General features: G+C 71.2%; 16 protein-coding genes. 5 read left to right on the forward strand and 11 right to left on the reverse strand.

Features of this window, described 5'->3' with window-relative positions; genetic code table 11:
* Positions 1-67: 67 nt before the first annotated feature.
* From ACQP1V_RS38755 to ACQP1V_RS38780, 6 genes are all read right to left on the reverse strand, one after another.
* Positions 68-1054: an ABC transporter permease gene (locus tag ACQP1V_RS38755; protein WP_067125766.1), complete on the reverse strand. Its 987-nt coding sequence runs from the start codon at positions 1052-1054 to the stop codon at positions 68-70.
* Positions 1047-2579: a sugar ABC transporter ATP-binding protein gene (locus ACQP1V_RS38760; RefSeq protein ID WP_433415892.1), complete on the reverse strand. Its 1533-nt coding sequence runs from the start codon at positions 2577-2579 to the stop codon at positions 1047-1049. The genes ACQP1V_RS38755 and ACQP1V_RS38760 overlap by 8 nt, the downstream gene beginning before the upstream one ends.
* Positions 2580-2661: 82 nt before the next feature.
* Positions 2662-3834, reverse strand: a complete 1173-nt coding sequence (locus ACQP1V_RS38765; RefSeq protein ID WP_067126189.1) for an ROK family transcriptional regulator — start codon at positions 3832-3834, stop codon at positions 2662-2664.
* Positions 3835-3951: 117 nt separating this feature from the next.
* A complete protein-coding gene (locus ACQP1V_RS38770; RefSeq protein WP_433415895.1) occupies positions 3952-5112 on the reverse strand; it encodes a cytochrome P450 in 1161 nt (386 codons plus the stop codon).
* 29 nt (positions 5113-5141) lie between these two features.
* Positions 5142-6260, reverse strand: a complete 1119-nt coding sequence (locus tag ACQP1V_RS38775) for an MFS transporter (RefSeq protein WP_433415898.1) — start codon at positions 6258-6260, stop codon at positions 5142-5144.
* Positions 6227-6589 carry an MFS transporter gene (locus ACQP1V_RS38780; RefSeq protein WP_433415901.1) on the reverse strand — a complete coding sequence of 121 codons (363 nt, stop codon included), beginning with the start codon at positions 6587-6589 and terminating at the stop codon, positions 6227-6229. Before ACQP1V_RS38780 ends, ACQP1V_RS38775 begins: the two co-directional genes overlap by 34 nt.
* A gap of 143 nt (positions 6590-6732) precedes the next feature.
* On the opposite strand from ACQP1V_RS38780, the gene ACQP1V_RS38785 reads away from it, so the two are divergent.
* Positions 6733-7212, forward strand: coding sequence for a MarR family winged helix-turn-helix transcriptional regulator (locus tag ACQP1V_RS38785; protein WP_433415904.1), 480 nt, complete (start codon positions 6733-6735; stop codon positions 7210-7212).
* Positions 7213-7417: 205 nt separating this feature from the next.
* Here ACQP1V_RS38785 and ACQP1V_RS38790 read toward each other — a convergent pair whose 3' ends face one another.
* Positions 7418-8314 (reverse strand): SDR family oxidoreductase, encoded by an 897-nt coding sequence (locus ACQP1V_RS38790; protein WP_433415907.1) that lies wholly within the window; start codon positions 8312-8314, stop codon positions 7418-7420.
* A 188-nt stretch (positions 8315-8502) separates the two neighbouring features.
* Between ACQP1V_RS38790 and ACQP1V_RS38795 the strand changes: the two genes are divergently transcribed.
* The gene (locus ACQP1V_RS38795; RefSeq protein ID WP_433415910.1) at positions 8503-9561 is read left to right on the forward strand and encodes an NAD(P)H-dependent amine dehydrogenase family protein; all 1059 of its coding nucleotides are present in this window, start codon (positions 8503-8505) and stop codon (positions 9559-9561) included.
* A 49-nt stretch (positions 9562-9610) separates the two neighbouring features.
* Here ACQP1V_RS38795 and ACQP1V_RS38800 read toward each other — a convergent pair whose 3' ends face one another.
* The 3 genes from ACQP1V_RS38800 to ACQP1V_RS38810 are packed head-to-tail and all read right to left on the reverse strand — an operon-like array spanning position 9611 to position 12599.
* Positions 9611-10678 carry an MBL fold metallo-hydrolase gene (locus ACQP1V_RS38800; RefSeq protein WP_433415913.1) on the reverse strand — a complete coding sequence of 356 codons (1068 nt, stop codon included), beginning with the start codon at positions 10676-10678 and terminating at the stop codon, positions 9611-9613.
* A 45-nt stretch (positions 10679-10723) separates the two neighbouring features.
* A complete protein-coding gene (locus ACQP1V_RS38805; protein WP_433415916.1) occupies positions 10724-12025 on the reverse strand; it encodes an MFS transporter in 1302 nt (433 codons plus the stop codon).
* A gap of 4 nt (positions 12026-12029) precedes the next feature.
* Positions 12030-12599, reverse strand: coding sequence for an ArsR/SmtB family transcription factor (locus tag ACQP1V_RS38810; protein ID WP_387415055.1), 570 nt, complete (start codon positions 12597-12599; stop codon positions 12030-12032).
* 50 nt (positions 12600-12649) lie between these two features.
* Between ACQP1V_RS38810 and ACQP1V_RS38815 the strand changes: the two genes are divergently transcribed.
* Positions 12650-12943, forward strand: a complete 294-nt coding sequence (locus ACQP1V_RS38815; protein ID WP_433415920.1) for a glycoside hydrolase family 9 protein — start codon at positions 12650-12652, stop codon at positions 12941-12943.
* A gap of 66 nt (positions 12944-13009) precedes the next feature.
* Here the strand turns inward: ACQP1V_RS38815 and ACQP1V_RS38820 are convergent, their stop codons facing one another.
* On the reverse strand, positions 13010-13186 hold the full coding sequence (locus ACQP1V_RS38820; protein ID WP_433415923.1) for a hypothetical protein: 177 nt from the start codon (positions 13184-13186) through the stop codon (positions 13010-13012).
* Positions 13187-13293: 107 nt separating this feature from the next.
* On the opposite strand from ACQP1V_RS38820, the gene ACQP1V_RS38825 reads away from it, so the two are divergent.
* Entirely contained in the window at positions 13294-13935 is a 642-nt protein-coding gene (locus ACQP1V_RS38825) for a B3/B4 domain-containing protein (protein WP_433415926.1), read from the forward strand.
* Between the two features lie 191 nt (positions 13936-14126).
* Positions 14127-17780, forward strand: coding sequence for a multifunctional oxoglutarate decarboxylase/oxoglutarate dehydrogenase thiamine pyrophosphate-binding subunit/dihydrolipoyllysine-residue succinyltransferase subunit (locus ACQP1V_RS38830; RefSeq protein ID WP_433415929.1), 3654 nt, complete (start codon positions 14127-14129; stop codon positions 17778-17780).

Below are 17780 nucleotides of genomic sequence, written 5' to 3' on the forward strand. Positions count from 1 at the left end.
GAGGGCGTGCCGGGCCGGGGCCGCGAGTCGTCGCTCCCGGCCCTGGACGCTGTCGGAAGGGAGGGGGTCAGGTGCCGGTGAGCGCGCCGCGCCGCTGCATCAGCACGGCGACGACGATGATCAGGCCTTTCGCGATGAGCTGGTCGCTGGTGTTGAGCCCGTTCAGGATGAACAGGTTGGTGATCACGGTGAAGATCAGGAGGCCCAGGATCGAGCCGATGATGGTCCCCCGGCCTCCGCTGAGCAGGGTGCCGCCGATGATCACGGCGGCGATGGCGTCCAGCTCGTAGAGGTCGCCGTGCGTGGAGGATCCGGTGGTCGTCCTGGCCATGATGAGGACGGCCGCGATCCCGCAGCACAGGCCGGACAGCCCGTACAGCAGCATCGTGTGCCGCCGGACGTCGATGCCGGCCAGCCGGGCCGCCTCGGGGTTGCCGCCCACGGCGTACGTCCGGCGGCCGAAGGTGGTCCGGTTGAGCAGGATCCAGCCGAGCGCCACCACCAGGGCGAAGACGTAGACCAGCAGCGGCAGCCCGAGCACCCGGGTGGTGGACAGTTCGACGATCGCGGTGTTGGCCTGCTGCACCAGCTGGGTCCGCTGGCCGGACATGCGCTGGGCCAGTCCCCGGGCCGCCACCAGCATCGCGAGGGTGGCGATGAACGGCACCATCCGGCCGTAGGCGATGAGGAAGCCGTTCACCAGCCCGGCCCCCGTCCCCACCAGGACCGCGCAAAGGATCATGACCGCCGGGCCGTACGACTGGGTGGCCAGGGTGGTGGCCCAGACGGAGGAGAGCGCCATGACCGCTCCGACGGACAGGTCGATGCCGCCCCCGATGATCACGAACGTCATGCCGACCGTGATCACGCCGATGGTCGAGGCGAGCGCGAGGATGCTCACCAGGTTGGAGGAGGTGGCGAAGTTCTCCGGCCGGGTCGCCAGCCCGACGATCGCCAGGAGGACGAGCGCGGCGACGAGGCCGACGTGCGGCACCTCCCCGATCCTCCCCAGGAAGGGCCTTCTCGCCACGTTTGTCGGGGTCGCCTCAGTCAACGCGGGACTCCTCGTTCGTCGAAACCATGACCAGGTCGAGGACGCGGTGCTCGTCGAGCTCCACCGCGGGGGCCTCGTGGACGATCCGGCCCTCGCGGACGACCAGCACCCGGTCCGCGAGCCCGAGCACCTCGGGCACCTCGCTGGACACCAGCAGGACCGCCACGCCCTCGTCGGCCAGCCGCCGGATGACGGCGTACAGCTCGGCGCGGGCGCCCACGTCCACGCCGCGGGTCGGCTCGTCGAGCAGCAGCAGCCTGCGCGGCTCGACGAGCCAGCGGGCCAGCACGGCCTTCTGCTGGTTGCCGCCGGAGAGCGTCTTCACCGGCCGGCGCGGATCGGGCGGCCGGATGTCGAGGGCCTCGGCCAGCCGGGCCGCCTCGGCCGCCTCACGGCGCCGGTCCATCCAGCCGGCCCGCGCGTACCGGCCGAGCCCGGCGAGCGTGATGTTGCGGGTGACGCTCTGGTCGAGCAGCAGGGCCTGCGCCTTGCGCTCCTCCGGCGCGAGGCCCATGCCGAGCCGTACGGACGCGGCCGTCCGGCCGGGTGGCACGGCGCGGCCGTCGAGCAGGACCCGGCCGGACGCGCGGCGGGCGCCGTACACGGCCTCCAGGATCTCGGAGCGGCCGGACCCGACCAGCCCGGCCAGCCCGACGATCTCTCCGGCACGGACCGAGAAGGAGACGTCGGAGAAGACCCCGGGCACGGTCAGCCCTTCCACCCGCAGCACCTCGGGCCGCTCTCCGGAGGGCGCCGGGCGCGGTGGGAAGACGTACTCGACGTCACGGCCGGTCATCAGCGAGACGATCCGGCCGGTGGGGGTCGTGGCGGGCAGCCCCACCGCGACCGTGCGGCCGTCCTTGAGCACGGTGACCCGGTCGCCGATCTCGCGGATCTCCTCCAACCGGTGCGAGATGTAGACCACGGCCACGCCCTGGGCGGTGATCTCGCGGATGATCCGGAAGAGGTTGGCCACCTCGTCGTGCGCGAGCGCGGCGGACGGCTCGTCCATGACGATCAGGCGGGCGTCGTGCGAGAGCGCGCGGGCCATGCTGACGATCTGCTTGGCGGCCGGGGGCAGCCGTCCCACCTCGGTTCCGGGCGGGATCTCGCCGTGCCCGAGCCGCCGCAGCAGGTCCGCGGCGATCCGGTTGCTCTCGCCGCGCCGGGTGAACCCGAACGAGGCCCGCTCGTGGCCGAGCAGGATGTTCTCGGCGACCGAGAGCCCGTCCACCAGGTCGAGCTCCTGGTAGATGGTCGCGATGCCCTGCCGCATCGCCGCCGTCGGGGTGGCCAGCCGTACGGACTCGCCGCCCAGCAGGACCTCGCCCTCGTCGGGCTGGTGCGCGCCGGAGAGGATCTTGATGAGCGTGGACTTGCCCGCCCCGTTCTGGCCGAGCAGGCAGTGCACCTCGCCCGCCCTGACCTCGAGGTCGACGCCGTCCAGGGCTCGTACGCCGGGGAACCGTTTGACGATTCCCCGCATGGTGAGCAGGGGTGCCGTGTCGGGGGGTGACGCCGGCATGGTGCCTCCAGTTGCTGCGGTGGGGCGTTACGCGTACGCGGTGCGCGTTCGTCGGGAGTCGGCGATGGGAAGGGACGGCCGGCTAGCCGGCCGAGTAGACGTGATCGCTGATGAGCCGGGTCGCGCCGACGATCCCGGCGGCGTCGCCGAGCTCGGAGAGCACGATGGGCAGGTTGCCGGTCGCCAGCGGCAGCGACCTGCGGTAGACGACGCTCCTGATCTCCGCGAGCAGCACGTGCCCGAGCCGGGCCACGCCTCCGGCGATGATGACGAGCCCCGGGTTGAAGAAGCTGACCAGGCTGGCGAGCACCTGGCCGACCCGCCGCCCGCCGTCGCGGATGATCTGGATCGCCGCGGCGTCCCCCTGCGCCGCCGCGACCGCCACGTCCTGCGCGGTCAGCTCCCCGGCCGCCGCGAGCCGCTCCGCCAGGTACGGCGAGCCGCCCGACCGTGCGACGGCCGTCGCCTCCCGGGCGAGCGCCGCGCCGCCGAAGTACGCCTCCAGGCAGCCGGAGTTGCCGCAGGCGCAGATCGGGCCGTCGTCGTCCACCCTGATGTGGCCGATGTCGCCGGCGCTGCCGGAGACGCCGCGGTAGATCTTGCCGTCGACCACGATGCCGCAGCCGACGCCGGTGCCGATCTTGACGAGCAGGAAGTCGCCGACCTGCCGGGCCAGCCCGGCGTGCAGCTCGCCGAGCGCCATGATGTTGACGTCGTTGTCCACCAGGGCCGGGCAGCCGAGCTCCTCGCTGACCGCCTCCCTGACCGGGTAGCGGTCCCAGCCCGGCATGATCGGCGGGACGACGGGGACGCCCTCGGGGAAGCTGACCGGGCCCGGCAGGCCGATGCCCGCGCCGTGGAGCTGGCTGTACAGGCCCTGCTCGCGGAGCTTGCCCAGCAGGGTGACCGCCCGATCGAGCACGACGGCCGGGCCCTCCCGGATGTCGCACGGCTCGCTCAGATGCCCGAGGACGTTCAGCTCGCCGTCGGTGACCGCGACGTCGACCGACGTCGCGCCGATGTCGATCCCGGCGAATCGCGTCTGCCGCGACAGCCGTACCTTGCCGGACCGCCGACCGCCGCGTGACTCGGCGAGCCCGTCCGGCTCGACGAGGCCCAGCTCGATCAGCCGGTCGAGCTCCACGTTCAGCTTGGACCTGGACAGGTCCACCACGTCACCCAGCTCTGCCCGGGACCGTCCGCCCTCCCGCAGGAGCCGCAACAACATCGCCTGGTGCGCGTTCTCTGGCCGCATGCGCTTCACGAAGCCTCCGCATCGGAGTGAGATGGCGCGAACTTACCCCTCTTCTGCGGAACTGTGAAGACCTTTTCTACGTAGGCCGCATAACTTTCGTTGAAATCTGCAAAAGTCTCAGCCGCGCAGGCGCACCGGAAGGGTGGTCAGCCTGCTCCCCTGAATGCCGCCGAAGTCGGCCTGAAGGAGCTCGGCGTACGGCACGGCAAGCCTCGCGTGGGGGAAGTCGGCCCGGATCACGTCCACGACGACGCGCAGCTGAACCTGGGCCACGTGCGCGCCGGTGCAATAGTGGGGACCCGCGCCGAAGGTGAGGTCCGGGCCGATCGAGCGCCGGGGGTCGGTGTTGATGCCCTGGATGTCGATGAGAATCGGAGAGCGGGCGGGGAGCCTCAGCCCGGCGAGGTCGATCTCGGCTGACGTGAAGCGCCAGAGGGTGAAGGGCGCCGGCGCGTGTTCGCGCAGCGTGTCGCGAACGAGGTCCTCGACCGCGGTCCCGTCCGCCGCAGCGTGGTCTTCCCCGAAGAAACGTGCGAGCAGGAAGCCCAGCGACGGGTCGGTGGTCAGCTGCCCGGCGTAGATCAGGGTGAAGAGCAGGTAGTGAAGTTGCGATCGAGTGATCTCGCCGGGGACCCGGTCGCGGAGCTCGACGGCGAGGCCGTGGCGGCCCTCCTCCAGCGCGGCGGCGGCCAGGTCGGTGAAGGCGGCCATCGCCTTGCCGACCTCCTCGGGGTCACCGCTGTACATGCGGCGGCAGGCGGCGATGGCCTGATCGACGCGGTCGAGCGGGACGCCGAGCAGGTCGCAGATCACGGTAAGCGGGAACCGGGTGGTGAAGTCCGCCGTCAGGTCCACCGCCTCGCCGGTCTCGCCGGCCGCGCCGGCCAGCAGGGAGCGGGCGATCGCGGCGACCCTCTCGGCGTAGTCACTCATGCGCCGGGCGGTGAACAGCGGGGCGTGCGCCTGGCGCAGGCGGGTGTGTGCCGGGCCGTCGAACGTCGTGAGTGACGGCTGGACGGCGGCGGCCGGTTCGAGCCCCGCGAGGCGCGGCTCCCAGTCGGCAGGGGCGAAAGCGGGGTCCTTGACGATGCGGGGATGGACGAGGGCCTCCCGGGCGAGCACGTCATCGGTGATGATCCACACCGGGCCGCCGGCCGGGGCCTGGGCCCGGACGATGGGACCCGCCGTGCGCATGGCGGCGCGGCCGGGATGGGGCTCGGTGAGCCCGCGGGTGGTGATCGCGAACGGGTCGATGGCGGCATCGGGCGCGGCGGTCATCGGCTCTCCCTCAGTGGTGGATCTCGCTGTCATGCGTGCGGCGCGTGCGCGCGAGCGGGGAGGAGGAACATCAGGGCGGCCGCGACGACGTAGCAGGCGATCTGCCACGGCAGGATCGCGGTCAGGCCATCCCCGTAGGCGGCGAGGGGGGTGGCTGCGCCGGTGAAGGAGCCTTCGACCCGGGCGAAGAACACGGCACCGAGGGCGGCGACGCCGAGCGCGTTGCCGAGCTGGGTGACGGTGGTGAGAACGCCGCCCGCGGCGCCGGCGTCCTTACCCGGCACGCCGGCGAGGACGACGTTGATCAGGGACGGGGCGGTGAGTCCCAGTCCCAGACCGCCGAGGAACAGCGGTGCGGCGAGGGCCCAGAAGGAGGGAGCGGCGCCGCCGCGGACGAGCAGCAGCAGGACGACCTGGGACGCGGCCAGGACCAGGGCGCCGGAGACGATCAGGGCGCGGCCGGCGCGGTGCGCGAGCTGGGCGCCGACGCCCGAGGTGACGATCGAGCCGACGGCGTACGGCAGGATCACCAGGCCGGTCTCGAGCGCGGTGCGGCCGGTGCCGAGTTGCAGGTAGAGGGACAGCAGGAGGAAGAAGGAGCCGATCGCCCCGAAGAACAGCAGGCTCACCGACAGGCCGCCGGCGAAGGCGCGCACGCGCAGCAGGGCGGGGTCGAGGATGGGCTGACCGCCACGTGCGGCGAGCCGCCGTTCACGCAGGAGGAACAGGGCGGCGACGAAGATCGCGGAGGCGAGGATGGCGAACCCCCACCAGGGCCAGCCCCATTCGCGGCCCTGCACCAAGGGCAGGAGCAAAAGCACCGAGGCAGCGGCGGCGAGCATCGCGCCGGGCAGATCCAGGCGGGCGCCGCCCGCCGCTGTGGACTCGGGCAGGAAGCGGATCCCGATGATCAGCCCGATGATCGCGATCGGCACGTTGACCCAGAAGACCGCCCGCCAGCCCAGGCCCAGCAGGTCGGCTTCGGTCAGGACCCCGCCGAGCAGCGGACCGGCCACGGAGGCCAGGCCCAGCACGGCGCCGTAGACGCCGAGCGCCTTGCCCCGCGCCTCCGGCGCGAACGAGGCGCGGATCACGCCGAACACCTGCGGGATCATCAGTCCGCCGGCCAGACCCTGCGCGACGCGCATGCCGCCAGCCCGCAGCCGGCCGAAGCCAGCATGAACCCGCCCAGTCCCAGGAGGAACACCCGTCGGCGTCCGAACTGGTCGCCGACGCGGCCGCCGGTGATCAGACCTGCTCCGACGGCGAGGGTGTACCCGGCGAGCGTCCACTGCAGGGCAGCCTCGCCGGCGCCCAGGTCCGCGGCGATCTGGGGGGCCGCCACGCTGACGATCGTGGCGTCGAGCAGCTCCATGAAGGAGGCGATGAGGACCGCGGCCAGGACGACGGCCGCGGCTCTTCCGGACAGAGGGGTGGGAGTGGCGCCGCTGTGGCGGCGGGACGAAGTGGTGATCACGCTGAGCCTGCACTCCAGGATCGGACGAATGCGATATCATTGCTGCATAGAACAGCAGTAACGATGCCAACTACTGCTCTATGCAGCAAACGCTAGCACGGAATTACTGCATAAAGCAGCGACTTAAGTGGGGTACAGCCACGATGACGGGGTCCGACCAGGACAGACGCGCACTACTCGACGAGCTCATCACGGCCGCGGTGCCCAGCTGGGCGATCCTGGTGGTCCAGCTCAACAACGTCGTGGCGGCCAGCCTGGGTGTCTCCGACACCGATGTGCAATGCCTGTACGTGCTGGACCAGCAGGGCCCCACGACACCGGGAGCACTGGCCAAGCGGGTCAACATCACCACGGGCTCGGCCACGCGCATGATCGATCGGCTGGTCGCCGCCGGCTGCGTGCGCCGCGTGCCGGCTCCTGGCGACCGCAGGCGGATCCTCATCGAGCCCACCAAGGAAGGCCTCGACAGAGTGCGGGCCGCCTACGCGGGGCTGATCGAACGAACGCGGGATGACGTGAGCGGCTACACCGACGAAGAACTCGCCGCAGTGCTGCGCTTCGTCAGAGCGGCCGAGCACAGCACCGCCGCCGAGATCCACCGCCTCAAGTCGGCCGGCGGCTGAGCGCGCCCCGGCTCCCGCCGGTCGACCGGCGGGAGCCGGGGCGGGACCGCGAAACCGGCCGCCTCGGACGCGCGAGGAGACCGGCGGCGGGCCGGGGTCACGGCGTGGAGCCGCGAACCCGGCCGTTCTCCGATACGGGAGAAGATCCGGCCAGGGCCGGGGTTACAGCTTTCCGATACGGGAGGAGATCCGGCGAAGGCCGGGGTTACAACATCGCCTGCATCGAGGCGCCACCCTGCTGTCCGAGGGTGGTGGGCCGGAGGTACGGCTCCTCGGCCATGACGGCCTCCCAGTTGTCGCGCACCGCCTCGGGGGTGATCGCGTCGTCCCGCCATCCGGGGCCCTCGGCGACGAAGACGCGGGCGACCCGGCCGCCGCCGACGGAGAACACCTCTCCGCTGGTCTCGCAGCTCTCGTGCGCGAGGTAGGCGACCAGCGGGCTGATCCGCTCCGGGGTGAACTTGGCCTCGAACTCGGCCGGGAGCAGCGTCTCGGTCATCCGCGTCCAGGCGATCGGCGCGATCGCGTTGGCCTTGATGTTGGCGCGGGCACCCTCGATGCCGAGCGTCTTGGTCAGGCCGACCAGCCCCATCTTCGCGGTGGAGTAGTTGGCCTGACCGAAGTTGCCGAACAGCCCCGCCGGCGACGAGGTGTTGACGATACGGCCGTACCCCTGCTCCTTCATGTGCGGGAACGCGGCCCGGCTCACCAGGAACGCCCCGCGCACATGGACGGCGATAACCGCGTCGAAGTCCTCGACGCTCATCTTCCCGAAGGACTTGTCGCGCAGGATGCCGGCGTTGTTGACGACGACGTCGATCCGGCCGAAGGCGTCGCGTGCCGCCTGCACGATGGCCTGGGCGCCCTCCGGGGTGGCGACGCTGTCCGCGTTCACGACCGCCTCGCCGCCGTTCTTGATGATCAGCTCGACGACCTCCGCGGCCGGGCCGGTCGAGGCGCCGCTGCCGTCGAGCGCGCCGCCCACGTCGTTCACGACGACCTTCGCGCCCCGCTCGGCGAGCAGGAGCGCGTGCGAGCGACCGAGCCCGTGGCCCGCGCCGGTGACAACGGCGACCTTCCCGTCGAACCTGAGATCGGACATCCCGTCCCACCCTTCCGAAGAGAACAACATTCTGGTTCCCGTGCAAACAATAACTCCCCCTCCCGTAAGGGACATCAGACGACAATCTGCCGTTGCAGATAGTGATCGACTCAGTAAATTTCTGCTATAGTCCTTGATCCCGCACGGGCATGGGTGAAAGCGACGGCACACCTGACGGGAGGCCCCCGATGCCCTCATCTCCACCGCTGCGCGTGGTCCAGTGGGCCACCGGCGCAGTCGGGGGGTACGCGCTCCGCGATGTGATCAACAGGCCGGACTTCGAGCTGGCCGGGGTCCTCGTCTACGACCCGGACAAGGTCGGGGTCGACGCGGGGGAACTGGTGGGCCTCGGCGCCACCGGGGTCCGGTGCACCGACGACGTCGACGAGATCCTCGCGCTCGACGCCGACTGCGTGCTGCACATGCCGCTCCCCGCCGCCTACTTCGGCGGCGATCCGGCGAGCGACGTGGAGGCCGTCTGCGCCCTGCTGTCCTCCGGCAAGAACGTGATCACCACCGCCGGATTCGTCTACCCCCGCGCGCACGGCCCGCGCCTGGTCGAGCGGCTGGAGGCGGCGTGCGCGCGCGGCGGGACGTCGCTGCACGGCACCGGCATCAACCCCGGGTTCATGAGCGACCTGCTGCCGCTCGCGCTGAGCGGGCTGTCCGGCCGCATCGACCACATCTACGTGCGCGAGTCGTCCGACTACCGGGGCCATCCGTCCCGCCAGATCGTCACGGACCTGATCGGGTTCGCCCGCGAGCCGAAGGACTACGCCGCGACCGTCCGGCCGTTCCGGGCGTTCCAGCGGGCGCTGTTCTCCGAGAGCGTGCAGCTCGTCGCGCACGCGCTCGGCGTCGATCTCGACGACGTCGAGGAGAGCGACGAATACGACCTGGCCGCCGACGAGTTCGAGATCGCCGCGGGAGTGGTGCGGCCGGGCACGGTCTGCGCGTCCCGGTGGGTCTTCAGCGGCCTGGTCAGGGGACGGCCCCTCATGACCGTCGAGTGCGTCTACAAGGCGGACGCCACTCGGGTGTCGCGCTGGGCCCCGCCGGGCTTCGCCGTCCACATCCAGGGCCGTCCCTCGATCGCGGTGGCGATCGACGAGGTGGAGCACGGCCTGGCCGGGGCGGCGGCGCACGCCGTCAACTCGATCGCCTCAGTGTGCGCCGCGCCGCCGGGCATCCGTACGGTCCTCGACCTGCCGCTCGCCGTCGGACGCGGCGCCGTACGGCTCGCCTGACGGGGCGTCGTTCCGGCGAAGTGACCGACCGGCCGAGGTCCGTGGACCCCTACTGGTCTTCCGCGAAAAGCCATACGTCGGGCTCGCCCGCGACCCGGGTCGCCAGGCCCCTGACCTCCAGCCACACCAGGTGGGCGAGGGTCTCGTTGGTCGCGGAGCGCCGCATGAACAGCGGGATCGTCTCCCACGGCCGCGACCAGGTGAGGCGGGTGGCCAGCTCCCAGCAGGTCACGCCGTCCGCCGCCTTGAGCACGGCCGCGACCTCGGCGAGCCGCTCCTCGTGGTGGCCGATCACGTAGTCCACCCGCTCCGACAGCTCCAGGAAGCGGTACTCGTGGGCGGGCAGCACCTCGTCCACGTCCAGCTTGCCGACGCTCCGCAGCGAGTCGAGGTAGTCCGCCAGCGGGTTGGCCGCCGACTGCGGGTGGACGGCCACGTGCGGCGTGATGCGGGGAAGCACATGGTCGCCGGAGAAGAGCAGCTTGCGGTCGGCCTCGACGAAGCACAGGTGGCCCGGCGAGTGACCGGGCGTCCAGAGGGCCTTCAGGTTCCAGCCGGGCAGGTCGAGGCGCTCGCCGTCCTCGATCAGCCGGTCCGGCACGGCCGTCGAGACGTAGTTGCGCATCATCATCGACGCCCCGGCGAGCTCCTGGGCCGTCAGGTCCGGCACGCCGCAGCGGAGCAGCAACTCGCGCCCCCGGTCCGCGAGCTCCTTGATGCCCGGCTCGTCGTAGCGGTCGTGCACCAGCCGGGCGTCCTCGGGGTGCAGCCCGATCCACGCGCCGGACGCCTCCCGGAGCCGTCCCGCGAGGCCGTAGTGGTCCGGGTGGATGTGCGTCACCAGCACGGCCTTGATGTCGGTGATCGCGTATCCCGCCACGCCGAGGCCGGCGGAGAGCGCCTCGTACGCCTCGTCGGTGTTCCACCCCGCGTCGATGACCGCGACGCCGTCCGGCAACTCCATCGCGTACACCAGGACGTACCGCAGCGGGTTGATCGGGATCGGCACCGGGATCGACCAGAGTCCGGGCCGCACCCGCTCCACTTCGGGCAGCGCCCCTCCGTTCCAGGCCGCACGCTGCTGCTCGTTCGCCGCGGTCACCATCGGCTTGCTCATCGGCACTGCCCCTTTCGCCGGAACGATTCTGCCCCGGCTACCGAATCAAGTTCTAGTCGGGGCGGGTACGGGGACCACCCGACGGGCCGGGAGCCGTACGAACAGGAGGGACGAGACGAGGATCAGGACGGCCACGGCCGCCCAGGTGCCGCCGATGCCGAGGCCGGTGGTCAGCGGACCCAGCCCGAGCGTGATCAGCAGGCCGCCGAACTGGAGCTGGAGGGAGTCCACGGACATCACCGTGGCGCGCCGGGCCGACTCCACCCGCAGATGGATCAGCTCGCCGCGGACCAGCTCCTCGACGGAGAGCGCCGCGAAGACGAGGAAGTACGCCACGCCCGCCGCGACGATGCCCGCCGTGCCGGACAGCGCGACCGACGCCGCCAGCCCGCCGAGCGACGCGGCGGCCACCGCGATCGCGGCGACCGCGGCGCGGGTGGACGTGCGGAGGAGCCGGGCCACGAGCGGAGCGACCGAGCTTCCGACGGCGTTCGCGGCGAAGCCGACGGCGGCCACGAACGCGTAGACCGTGCTCCCCGACTCCAGCCGGCCGGTGAGCTCGGCCAGCCGCACCGGCGTCAGCGTCTCAATGGCGGCCAGCATCATCCCGCCCGCCGCCGAGACCAGCAGCAGCCGGGCCAGGCCCCGGTCGCGCACCGCCATGTGGAAGCCGTCGCGGATCGTCAGCGGGACGTCCGTGAGGATCTCCCCCAACCGCGCCGCCGCGCGCGATCGCGCGGGGCCGCCGCGCGATGTCGAGCGACGCGGCTCCGGCATCGCGACGACGACCGCGACGAGCGCGGCGGCCGCGGCGACCGCGCCGCACCACACCGGGACCGAGAGCCGCAGCACCTCGTCACCGGGCAGCACCAGCGGCACGAGACCGCCCGCGAGCACCCCGCCGAGCAGGGCCGTCGAACTCGCGGCGGAGCCCACGGCGAGGCCGGGCTTGAGATCGGCGTCCGGCCCCTCGGCCGCGTGCAGCGCGTCGACGTACCAGGCCTGGGCGGGGCCGCTGGACAGCGCCCGCGCGACGCCCTTGAACAGCGAGGCCACGAAGAACAGCCACACGGAGTCGGCCAGGGCCATCACGACGAGGCCGACCGCGCTGAAGCCGGTGCCGACCGCGAGCACCGTGCGGCGCCCCACGACGTCGGCGAGCCCGCCGGTCGGCAGCTCCAGCACCACGATGGTGACGGAGTACACCGCCCCCACCAGGCCGATCTCGCCCAGGTCGAGCCCCCTGGCGGACATCAGCAGCACCATCGGCGCCATCATGAGCCCCGGCGGCAGCCACATCAGGAACTGGACCAGGGCGTACCGCCTCCGCGCGCTCGCCGCGCTCACCACGTCACCCCACATAGCCGCGCACCGGGTGGGCGCTGACGAACACGGACACGCGCTCGGTGTCGGGCGCGTCCTTGTCGTGCTCCTCAAGCTCCTTGACCATGGCGGAGACCCGCGCGTAGAGCGTCGCGACCGAGGCGGGCGTGAGCCGCGCGATGTCGTCGGACATGCCGGCCGCCTCGATCCACTCCGGGCCGAAGGACGCGCTGTCCCGGTCGAACGCCTCGACACCGGACCTGAGCAGCTCGAGCTGCCTGCGGCGCATGAAGGCGACCGCCTCGCGCCCCTCGGGCGTTCCGGCCAGTTCAAGGTTGCTCCACGACGTGTACGCGTGAACCGCCCGCCAGCGGCGCTCTCGCCGGTCGCGCTGCTCGCTGTCCTCCTCGACGAAGCCGTACTTGGCGAGCTGTCGCAGGTGGTAGCTGGTCGAGCCGGAGCTCTCCCCGAACATGGCGGCCAGCTCGGTGGCCGTGGCGGGCCCTTGGCTCCGCAACGCGCCGAGGAGGCGGACGCGGAGCGGGTGGGCCACGGCCTTGAGCGCGCGTGGATCGGTGACATGGAAGGAGTCGTTCATGCTTCAGATCTAACATTACAAAGAGAACTTTGCAAATATCTCTTTGCGATTTGTACCAGCACAGCCGGTGGTACGCCCACTCGCTCAACGCCGACCTGCCGAACCCGCCGCCCGGGACGCTCGCCGGAGGCCTCGACTCCGGCGTCCAGGACCCGGTCGCGCAGGCGAAGCTGAAGGGCTGCGAGCCGCAGTTCTGCCACATCGACGACATCGAGTCGTGGTCCACCAACGAGCTGACGATCAACTGGAACGCGCCCCTCGCGTGGATCTCGGCGTTCGTCGCCGCCCCCGGCGCCAACCCCGTCCCCGACCTGTTCACCCTGAACGGCGCCGCCTGCGCCTGATCCCCCGGCCCGGCCGTCGCCCCGTCCGCGGGGCGGCGGCCGTACCAGCGCCGGAAACAGGCCAGATCAGTCCCAGCCGTCGCGCTCGGCCTCGACGTCCATGGCCTCGGTGAAGCCGGGCAGCGTGCCGACGACGTCGTCGAAGCGGCTGCGGTGCCGCCGGATGACGATGCGACCGTCCCCCTCTTCGATGCCCACCGGATCTCCCGCGTGCCTGGCCCGCGGCCGCTTCCCGTGCTCCATAGCCTTTACCGTACGCATCGCCGACCAAGAGATGTCACGCTTCGCGAGCAATTGATTGCGCTATGCCACGGCGGGCGGGATGCCCCGTGGCACGTAGGCTGTACAGCATGATCGAGGCAATCCGGGTGGACGAGGCGGTCCGCGAGCTGCGGCCGGACTTCGCCGTCCTGACCGTCTGCGCGTACGGCCTGGGCAACGGCCCCAGTGACGAGCGGTCGCGCGGCTGGCTGGACGCGGCGGCGGAGGCGGCGCCCGAGCTCGACGACCCGAAGATCGAGGCGTGGCGTACGGCCTACCGGGCGTTCGGCGCCAAGCCGCAGCGCACCCGCCCCTCGGTGGACGCGCTGATCCGGCGGATGCCGCTCCCCGAGATCAACCTGGTGGTCGACGCCTACAACGCCGTGTCCGTACGGCACGGCCTGCCGATCGGCGGCGAGGACCTCGCCCACTACCGGGGCGCGGCGCGCCTGGTCCGGGCCGCGGGCGACGAGCCGTCCGACGAGGCCCTCGGCGACCCGGGCATCGGCGAGGTCGTCTGGCGGGACGACGAGGGCGTCACCTGCCGCAGGTGGAACTGGCGGCAGTGCGTCCGGACCCGCATCACGGAGGACACCGTGGACGCCCTGTTCCTCCTCGAACGCCTGGAGCCGCTCTCGCTGGACGAGCTGACGGCCGCCGGAGACGAGCTGACGGCCCGGTTGGAGGAGATCACTCCCTGTGTTCGGATCGCGTCCCGCCTGGTCCGGTAACACCGATATGACCATGCGGTAAGCATCGGCTCATCACCCAGATGGGCTACCCGGGCGTGACCTGTTTGGTCAGTCCTGGGAGGATAGGCCGGGACCTGCGACCGGACGGGCGCACCCCCTGTCCCGGGCGAGTAGCCTTGGACGAGTTCTCTATCATCAACGCCGATCTGCGGAAGAGGGCGATTTCCGCCGTGTCGTCTGAGTCGTCGCGGACTAACCCGCTGGCAAGCTTTGGGCAAAACGAGTGGCTTGTCGACGAGTTGTACCAGAAGTACTTGCAGGATCCCGAGTCAGTGGACAAGGCGTGGTGGCACTTCTTCGCTGATTACAACGGAACCGGGAAGGCCCCCGCGGCCGCCGGCGCCACCGCCGTTGCCGCTCCTCCCACCCCTGCCCCCTCCCCCGCGAAGGCGCCCACCGCGCCGCCGGCCAGGGCTGAGAAGCCGGAGAAGAAGGCGGCCGCTCCGGCGCCCGTCCCGGCCGGAGCCGCCGAGGAGAAGCTGCGCGGTGCCGCGGCTCGCACGGCGCTCAACATGGAGGCGTCGCTCGCGCTCCCGACGGCGACGAGCGTGCGCGCTGTCCCGGCGAAGCTGCTGATCGACAACCGCATCGTCATCAACAACCACCTCCAGCGCGGGCGTGGCGGCAAGATCTCCTTCACCCACGTGATCGGCTACGCCATCGTGCGGGCGCTGCAGTCGATGCCGGAGATGAACTACTCCTACGCCGAGGTCGACGGCAAGCCGGTCCTCGTCAAGCCCGAGCATGTGGGTCTCGGCCTCGCCATCGACGTGCAGAAGGCCGACGGCACCCGCCAGCTCCTCGTCCCGTCGATCAAGACGGCCGAGACGCTCGACTTCCGCCAGTTCTGGGTCGCGTACGAGGAGGTCGTACGCAAGGCGCGCGCCGGCAAGCTCGGCGTGGACGACTTCCAGGGCACCACGATCTCCCTGACGAACCCCGGCACGATCGGCACGGTCCACTCCGTGCCGCGCCTGATGCCCGGCCAGGGCGCGATCATCGGCGTCGGCGCGATGGAGTACCCGGCGGAGTACCAGGGCGCCTCGGTCGACACGCTGAACCGCCTGGCGATCAGCAAGGTCATGACGCTGACCTCGACGTACGATCACCGGATCATCCAGGGCGCCCAGTCGGGTGACTTCCTGCGCCGGATCCACCAGCTGCTGCTCGGCGAGAACGGCTTCTACGACGACATCTTCGAGTCGCTGCAGATCCCGTACGAGCCGGTCCGCTGGGTGAAGGACATCTCCGCCACCCACGACGACGACGTGGCGAAGTCCGCCCGCGTCCTGGAGCTCATCCACGCGTACCGGGTGCGCGGCCACCTCATGGCGGCCACGGACCCGCTGGAGTACCGCCAGCGCAAGCACCCCGACCTCGACATCAAGTCGCACGGCCTGACGCTGTGGGACCTGGAGCGCGAGTTCGCCACCGGCGGCTTCGGCGGCAAGCCGCTGATGCAGCTGCGCGACATCCTCGGTGTGCTGCGCGACACCTACTGTCGCACCGTCGGCATCGAGTACATGCACATCCAGGACCCCGAGGAGCGGGCCTGGATCCAGGCGCGGATCGAGAAGCCGCACGCCAAGGCGAACCGCGACGAGCAGCTGCACATCCTGCGTCGGCTCAACACGGCCGAGGCGTTCGAGACCTTCCTGCAGACCAAGTACGTCGGCCAGAAGCGGTTCTCCCTTGAGGGCGGCGAGTCCCTGATCCCGCTGCTCGACTCGGTGATCAGCGCCGCGTCGGCCGAGGGCCTGGACGAGGTCGTCATCGGCATGGCCCACCGCGGCCGCCTCAACGTGCTGGCCAACATCGTGGGCAAGTCCTACGCCCAGGTGTTCGGCGAGTTCGAGGGCAACATCGACCCGCGCAGCGCGCACGGCTCGGGCGACGTGAAGTACCACCTCGGCGCGACCGGCGACTTCGTCGCCCCCGACGGCAGCACGATCACCGCCTCGGTGGTGGCCAACCCGTCGCACCTGGAGGCGGTCGACCCGGTCCTCGAAGGCGTCGTCCGCGCCAAGCAGGACCTGCTGGAGCGCGGCGAGGAGGGCTTCACCGTCCTGCCGGTGCTCGTGCACGGCGACGCGGCGTTCGCCGGCCAGGGTGTGGTCGCCGAGACGCTGCACCTGTCGCAGCTCCGCGGCTACCGCACCGGCGGCACCGTCCACATCGTGGTCAACAACCAGGTCGGCTTCACCACCAGCCCGGCCAGCTCGCGGTCCTCGGTCTACGCCACCGACGTCGCCCGGATGATCCAGGCGCCGATCTTCCACGTCAACGGCGACGACCCCGAGGCCGTGGTCCGGGTCGGCGAGCTCGCGTACGAGTACCGCCAGACGTTCCGCAAGGACGTCGTCATCGACATGGTCTGCTACCGGCGTCGCGGTCACAACGAGACGGACAACCCCTCGTTCACCCAGCCGCTGATGTACGACCTGATCGACGCCAAGCGGTCCACCCGCAAGCTCTACACCGAGGCCCTGATCGGCCGCGGCGACATCACGGTCGAAGAGGCCGAGCAGGCGCTGCGCGACTACCAGGACCAGCTCGAGCGGGCGTTCACCGAGACCCGCGAGGCGGCCAAGAAGCCGCTGGAGCCGGGCGCGGTCGTCAAGCCGCCGGCGGACGAGGTGATCCCGTGGTCGCACGAGGACACCGAGACGGCGATCTCCGAGGAGACGGTCAAGCGGGTCATCGAGACCCAGCTGAACCTGCCCGAGGGCTTCACGGTCCACCCGCGTCTGACGCCGATCCTGCAGCGCCGCGGCACGATGATCACCGACGACGCCATCGACTGGGCGACCGGCGAGGCGCTCGCCATCGGCGGCCTGCTGATCGACGGCCACCCCGTCCGTCTCGTCGGGCAGGACTCCCGCCGCGGCACGTTCGGCCAGCGGCACGCCGTCCTGGTCGACCGGGTCACCGGCGAGGACCACACCCCGCTGAAGACGTTCAACCACGGCACCACGAAGTTCTACGTGTACGACTCGCTGCTGAGCGAGTTCGCCGCGATGGGCTTCGAGTACGGCTACAGCGTGGTGCGCCCCGACGCCCTGGTCTGCTGGGAGGCCCAGTTCGGCGACTTCGCCAACGGCGCCCAGTCGATCATCGACGAGTTCATCTCGTCCGGTGAGCAGAAGTGGGGCCAGCGGTCGTCGGTCGTGCTGCTGCTGCCGCACGGTTACGAGGGCCAGGGTCCGGACCACTCCTCGGCCCGGATCGAGCGCTACCTCCAGATGTGCGCGATGGACAACATGACCGTCGCCCAGCCGACCACCTCGGCGAACTACTTCCACCTGCTGCGCTGGCAGGTCCTGTCCAACCGGCGCAGGCCGCTGATCGTGTTCACGCCCAAGTCGCTGCTGCGGCACAAGGGCGCGGCCTCGGCGACGTCGGAGTTCACCACCGGCTCGTTCCGGCCGGTCATCGGCGACACGACGGTGGATCCGGCGGCGGTCACCCGGGTGGTCCTGTGCTCCGGCAAGGTCTACTACGACCTGGTCAACGCGCGGGAGAAGTCCGGCCGGACCGACGTCGCGATCGTCCGCATCGAGCGGCTCTTCCCGTTCCCGGAGAACCCGCTGAAGGCGGAGCTGGCGCGCTACTCCGGCAGCGCCGAGCTGATCTGGGCGCAGGACGAGCCGGTCAACATGGGCCCGTGGCCGTACCTCACGCTGAAGTTGACCGAGCGGCCCGAGCTGCTCGACGGCCGGAAGCTGCGCCGGGTCTCCCGTCCGGCGAACTCGTCGCCGGCGACCGGCTCCCACTCGGCGCACGACGCCGAGCTGGCGGCGATCGCCAAGGAGATCTTCGGCTAG

The sequence above is a fragment of the Microtetraspora malaysiensis genome (assembly GCF_050947145.1).
In the GTDB taxonomy this organism is placed as follows: domain Bacteria; phylum Actinomycetota; class Actinomycetes; order Streptosporangiales; family Streptosporangiaceae; genus Microtetraspora_A; species Microtetraspora_A malaysiensis.

Excerpts from the sequence above, each read along its gene's own strand:
- ACQP1V_RS38795 (WP_433415910.1), top strand. The coding sequence starts at position 8,503 with ATGCCCTCATCTCCACCGCTGCGCGTGGTCCAGTGGGCCACCGGCGCA.
- ACQP1V_RS38790 (WP_433415907.1), bottom strand. The coding sequence starts at position 8,314 with ATGTCCGATCTCAGGTTCGACGGGAAGGTCGCCGTTGTCACCGGCGCG.
- ACQP1V_RS38760 (WP_433415892.1), bottom strand. The coding sequence starts at position 2,579 with ATGCCGGCGTCACCCCCCGACACGGCACCCCTGCTCACCATGCGGGGA.
- ACQP1V_RS38770 (WP_433415895.1), bottom strand. The coding sequence starts at position 5,112 with ATGACCGCCGCGCCCGATGCCGCCATCGACCCGTTCGCGATCACCACC.
- ACQP1V_RS38820 (WP_433415923.1), bottom strand. The coding sequence starts at position 13,186 with ATGGAGCACGGGAAGCGGCCGCGGGCCAGGCACGCGGGAGATCCGGTG.
- ACQP1V_RS38810 (WP_387415055.1), bottom strand. The coding sequence starts at position 12,599 with ATGAACGACTCCTTCCATGTCACCGATCCACGCGCGCTCAAGGCCGTG.
- ACQP1V_RS38765 (WP_067126189.1), bottom strand. The coding sequence starts at position 3,834 with ATGCGGCCAGAGAACGCGCACCAGGCGATGTTGTTGCGGCTCCTGCGG.
- ACQP1V_RS38775 (WP_433415898.1), bottom strand. The coding sequence starts at position 6,260 with ATGCGCGTCGCGCAGGGTCTGGCCGGCGGACTGATGATCCCGCAGGTG.
- ACQP1V_RS38825 (WP_433415926.1), top strand. The coding sequence starts at position 13,294 with ATGATCGAGGCAATCCGGGTGGACGAGGCGGTCCGCGAGCTGCGGCCG.
- ACQP1V_RS38800 (WP_433415913.1), bottom strand. The coding sequence starts at position 10,678 with ATGAGCAAGCCGATGGTGACCGCGGCGAACGAGCAGCAGCGTGCGGCC.
- ACQP1V_RS38785 (WP_433415904.1), top strand. The coding sequence starts at position 6,733 with ATGACGGGGTCCGACCAGGACAGACGCGCACTACTCGACGAGCTCATC.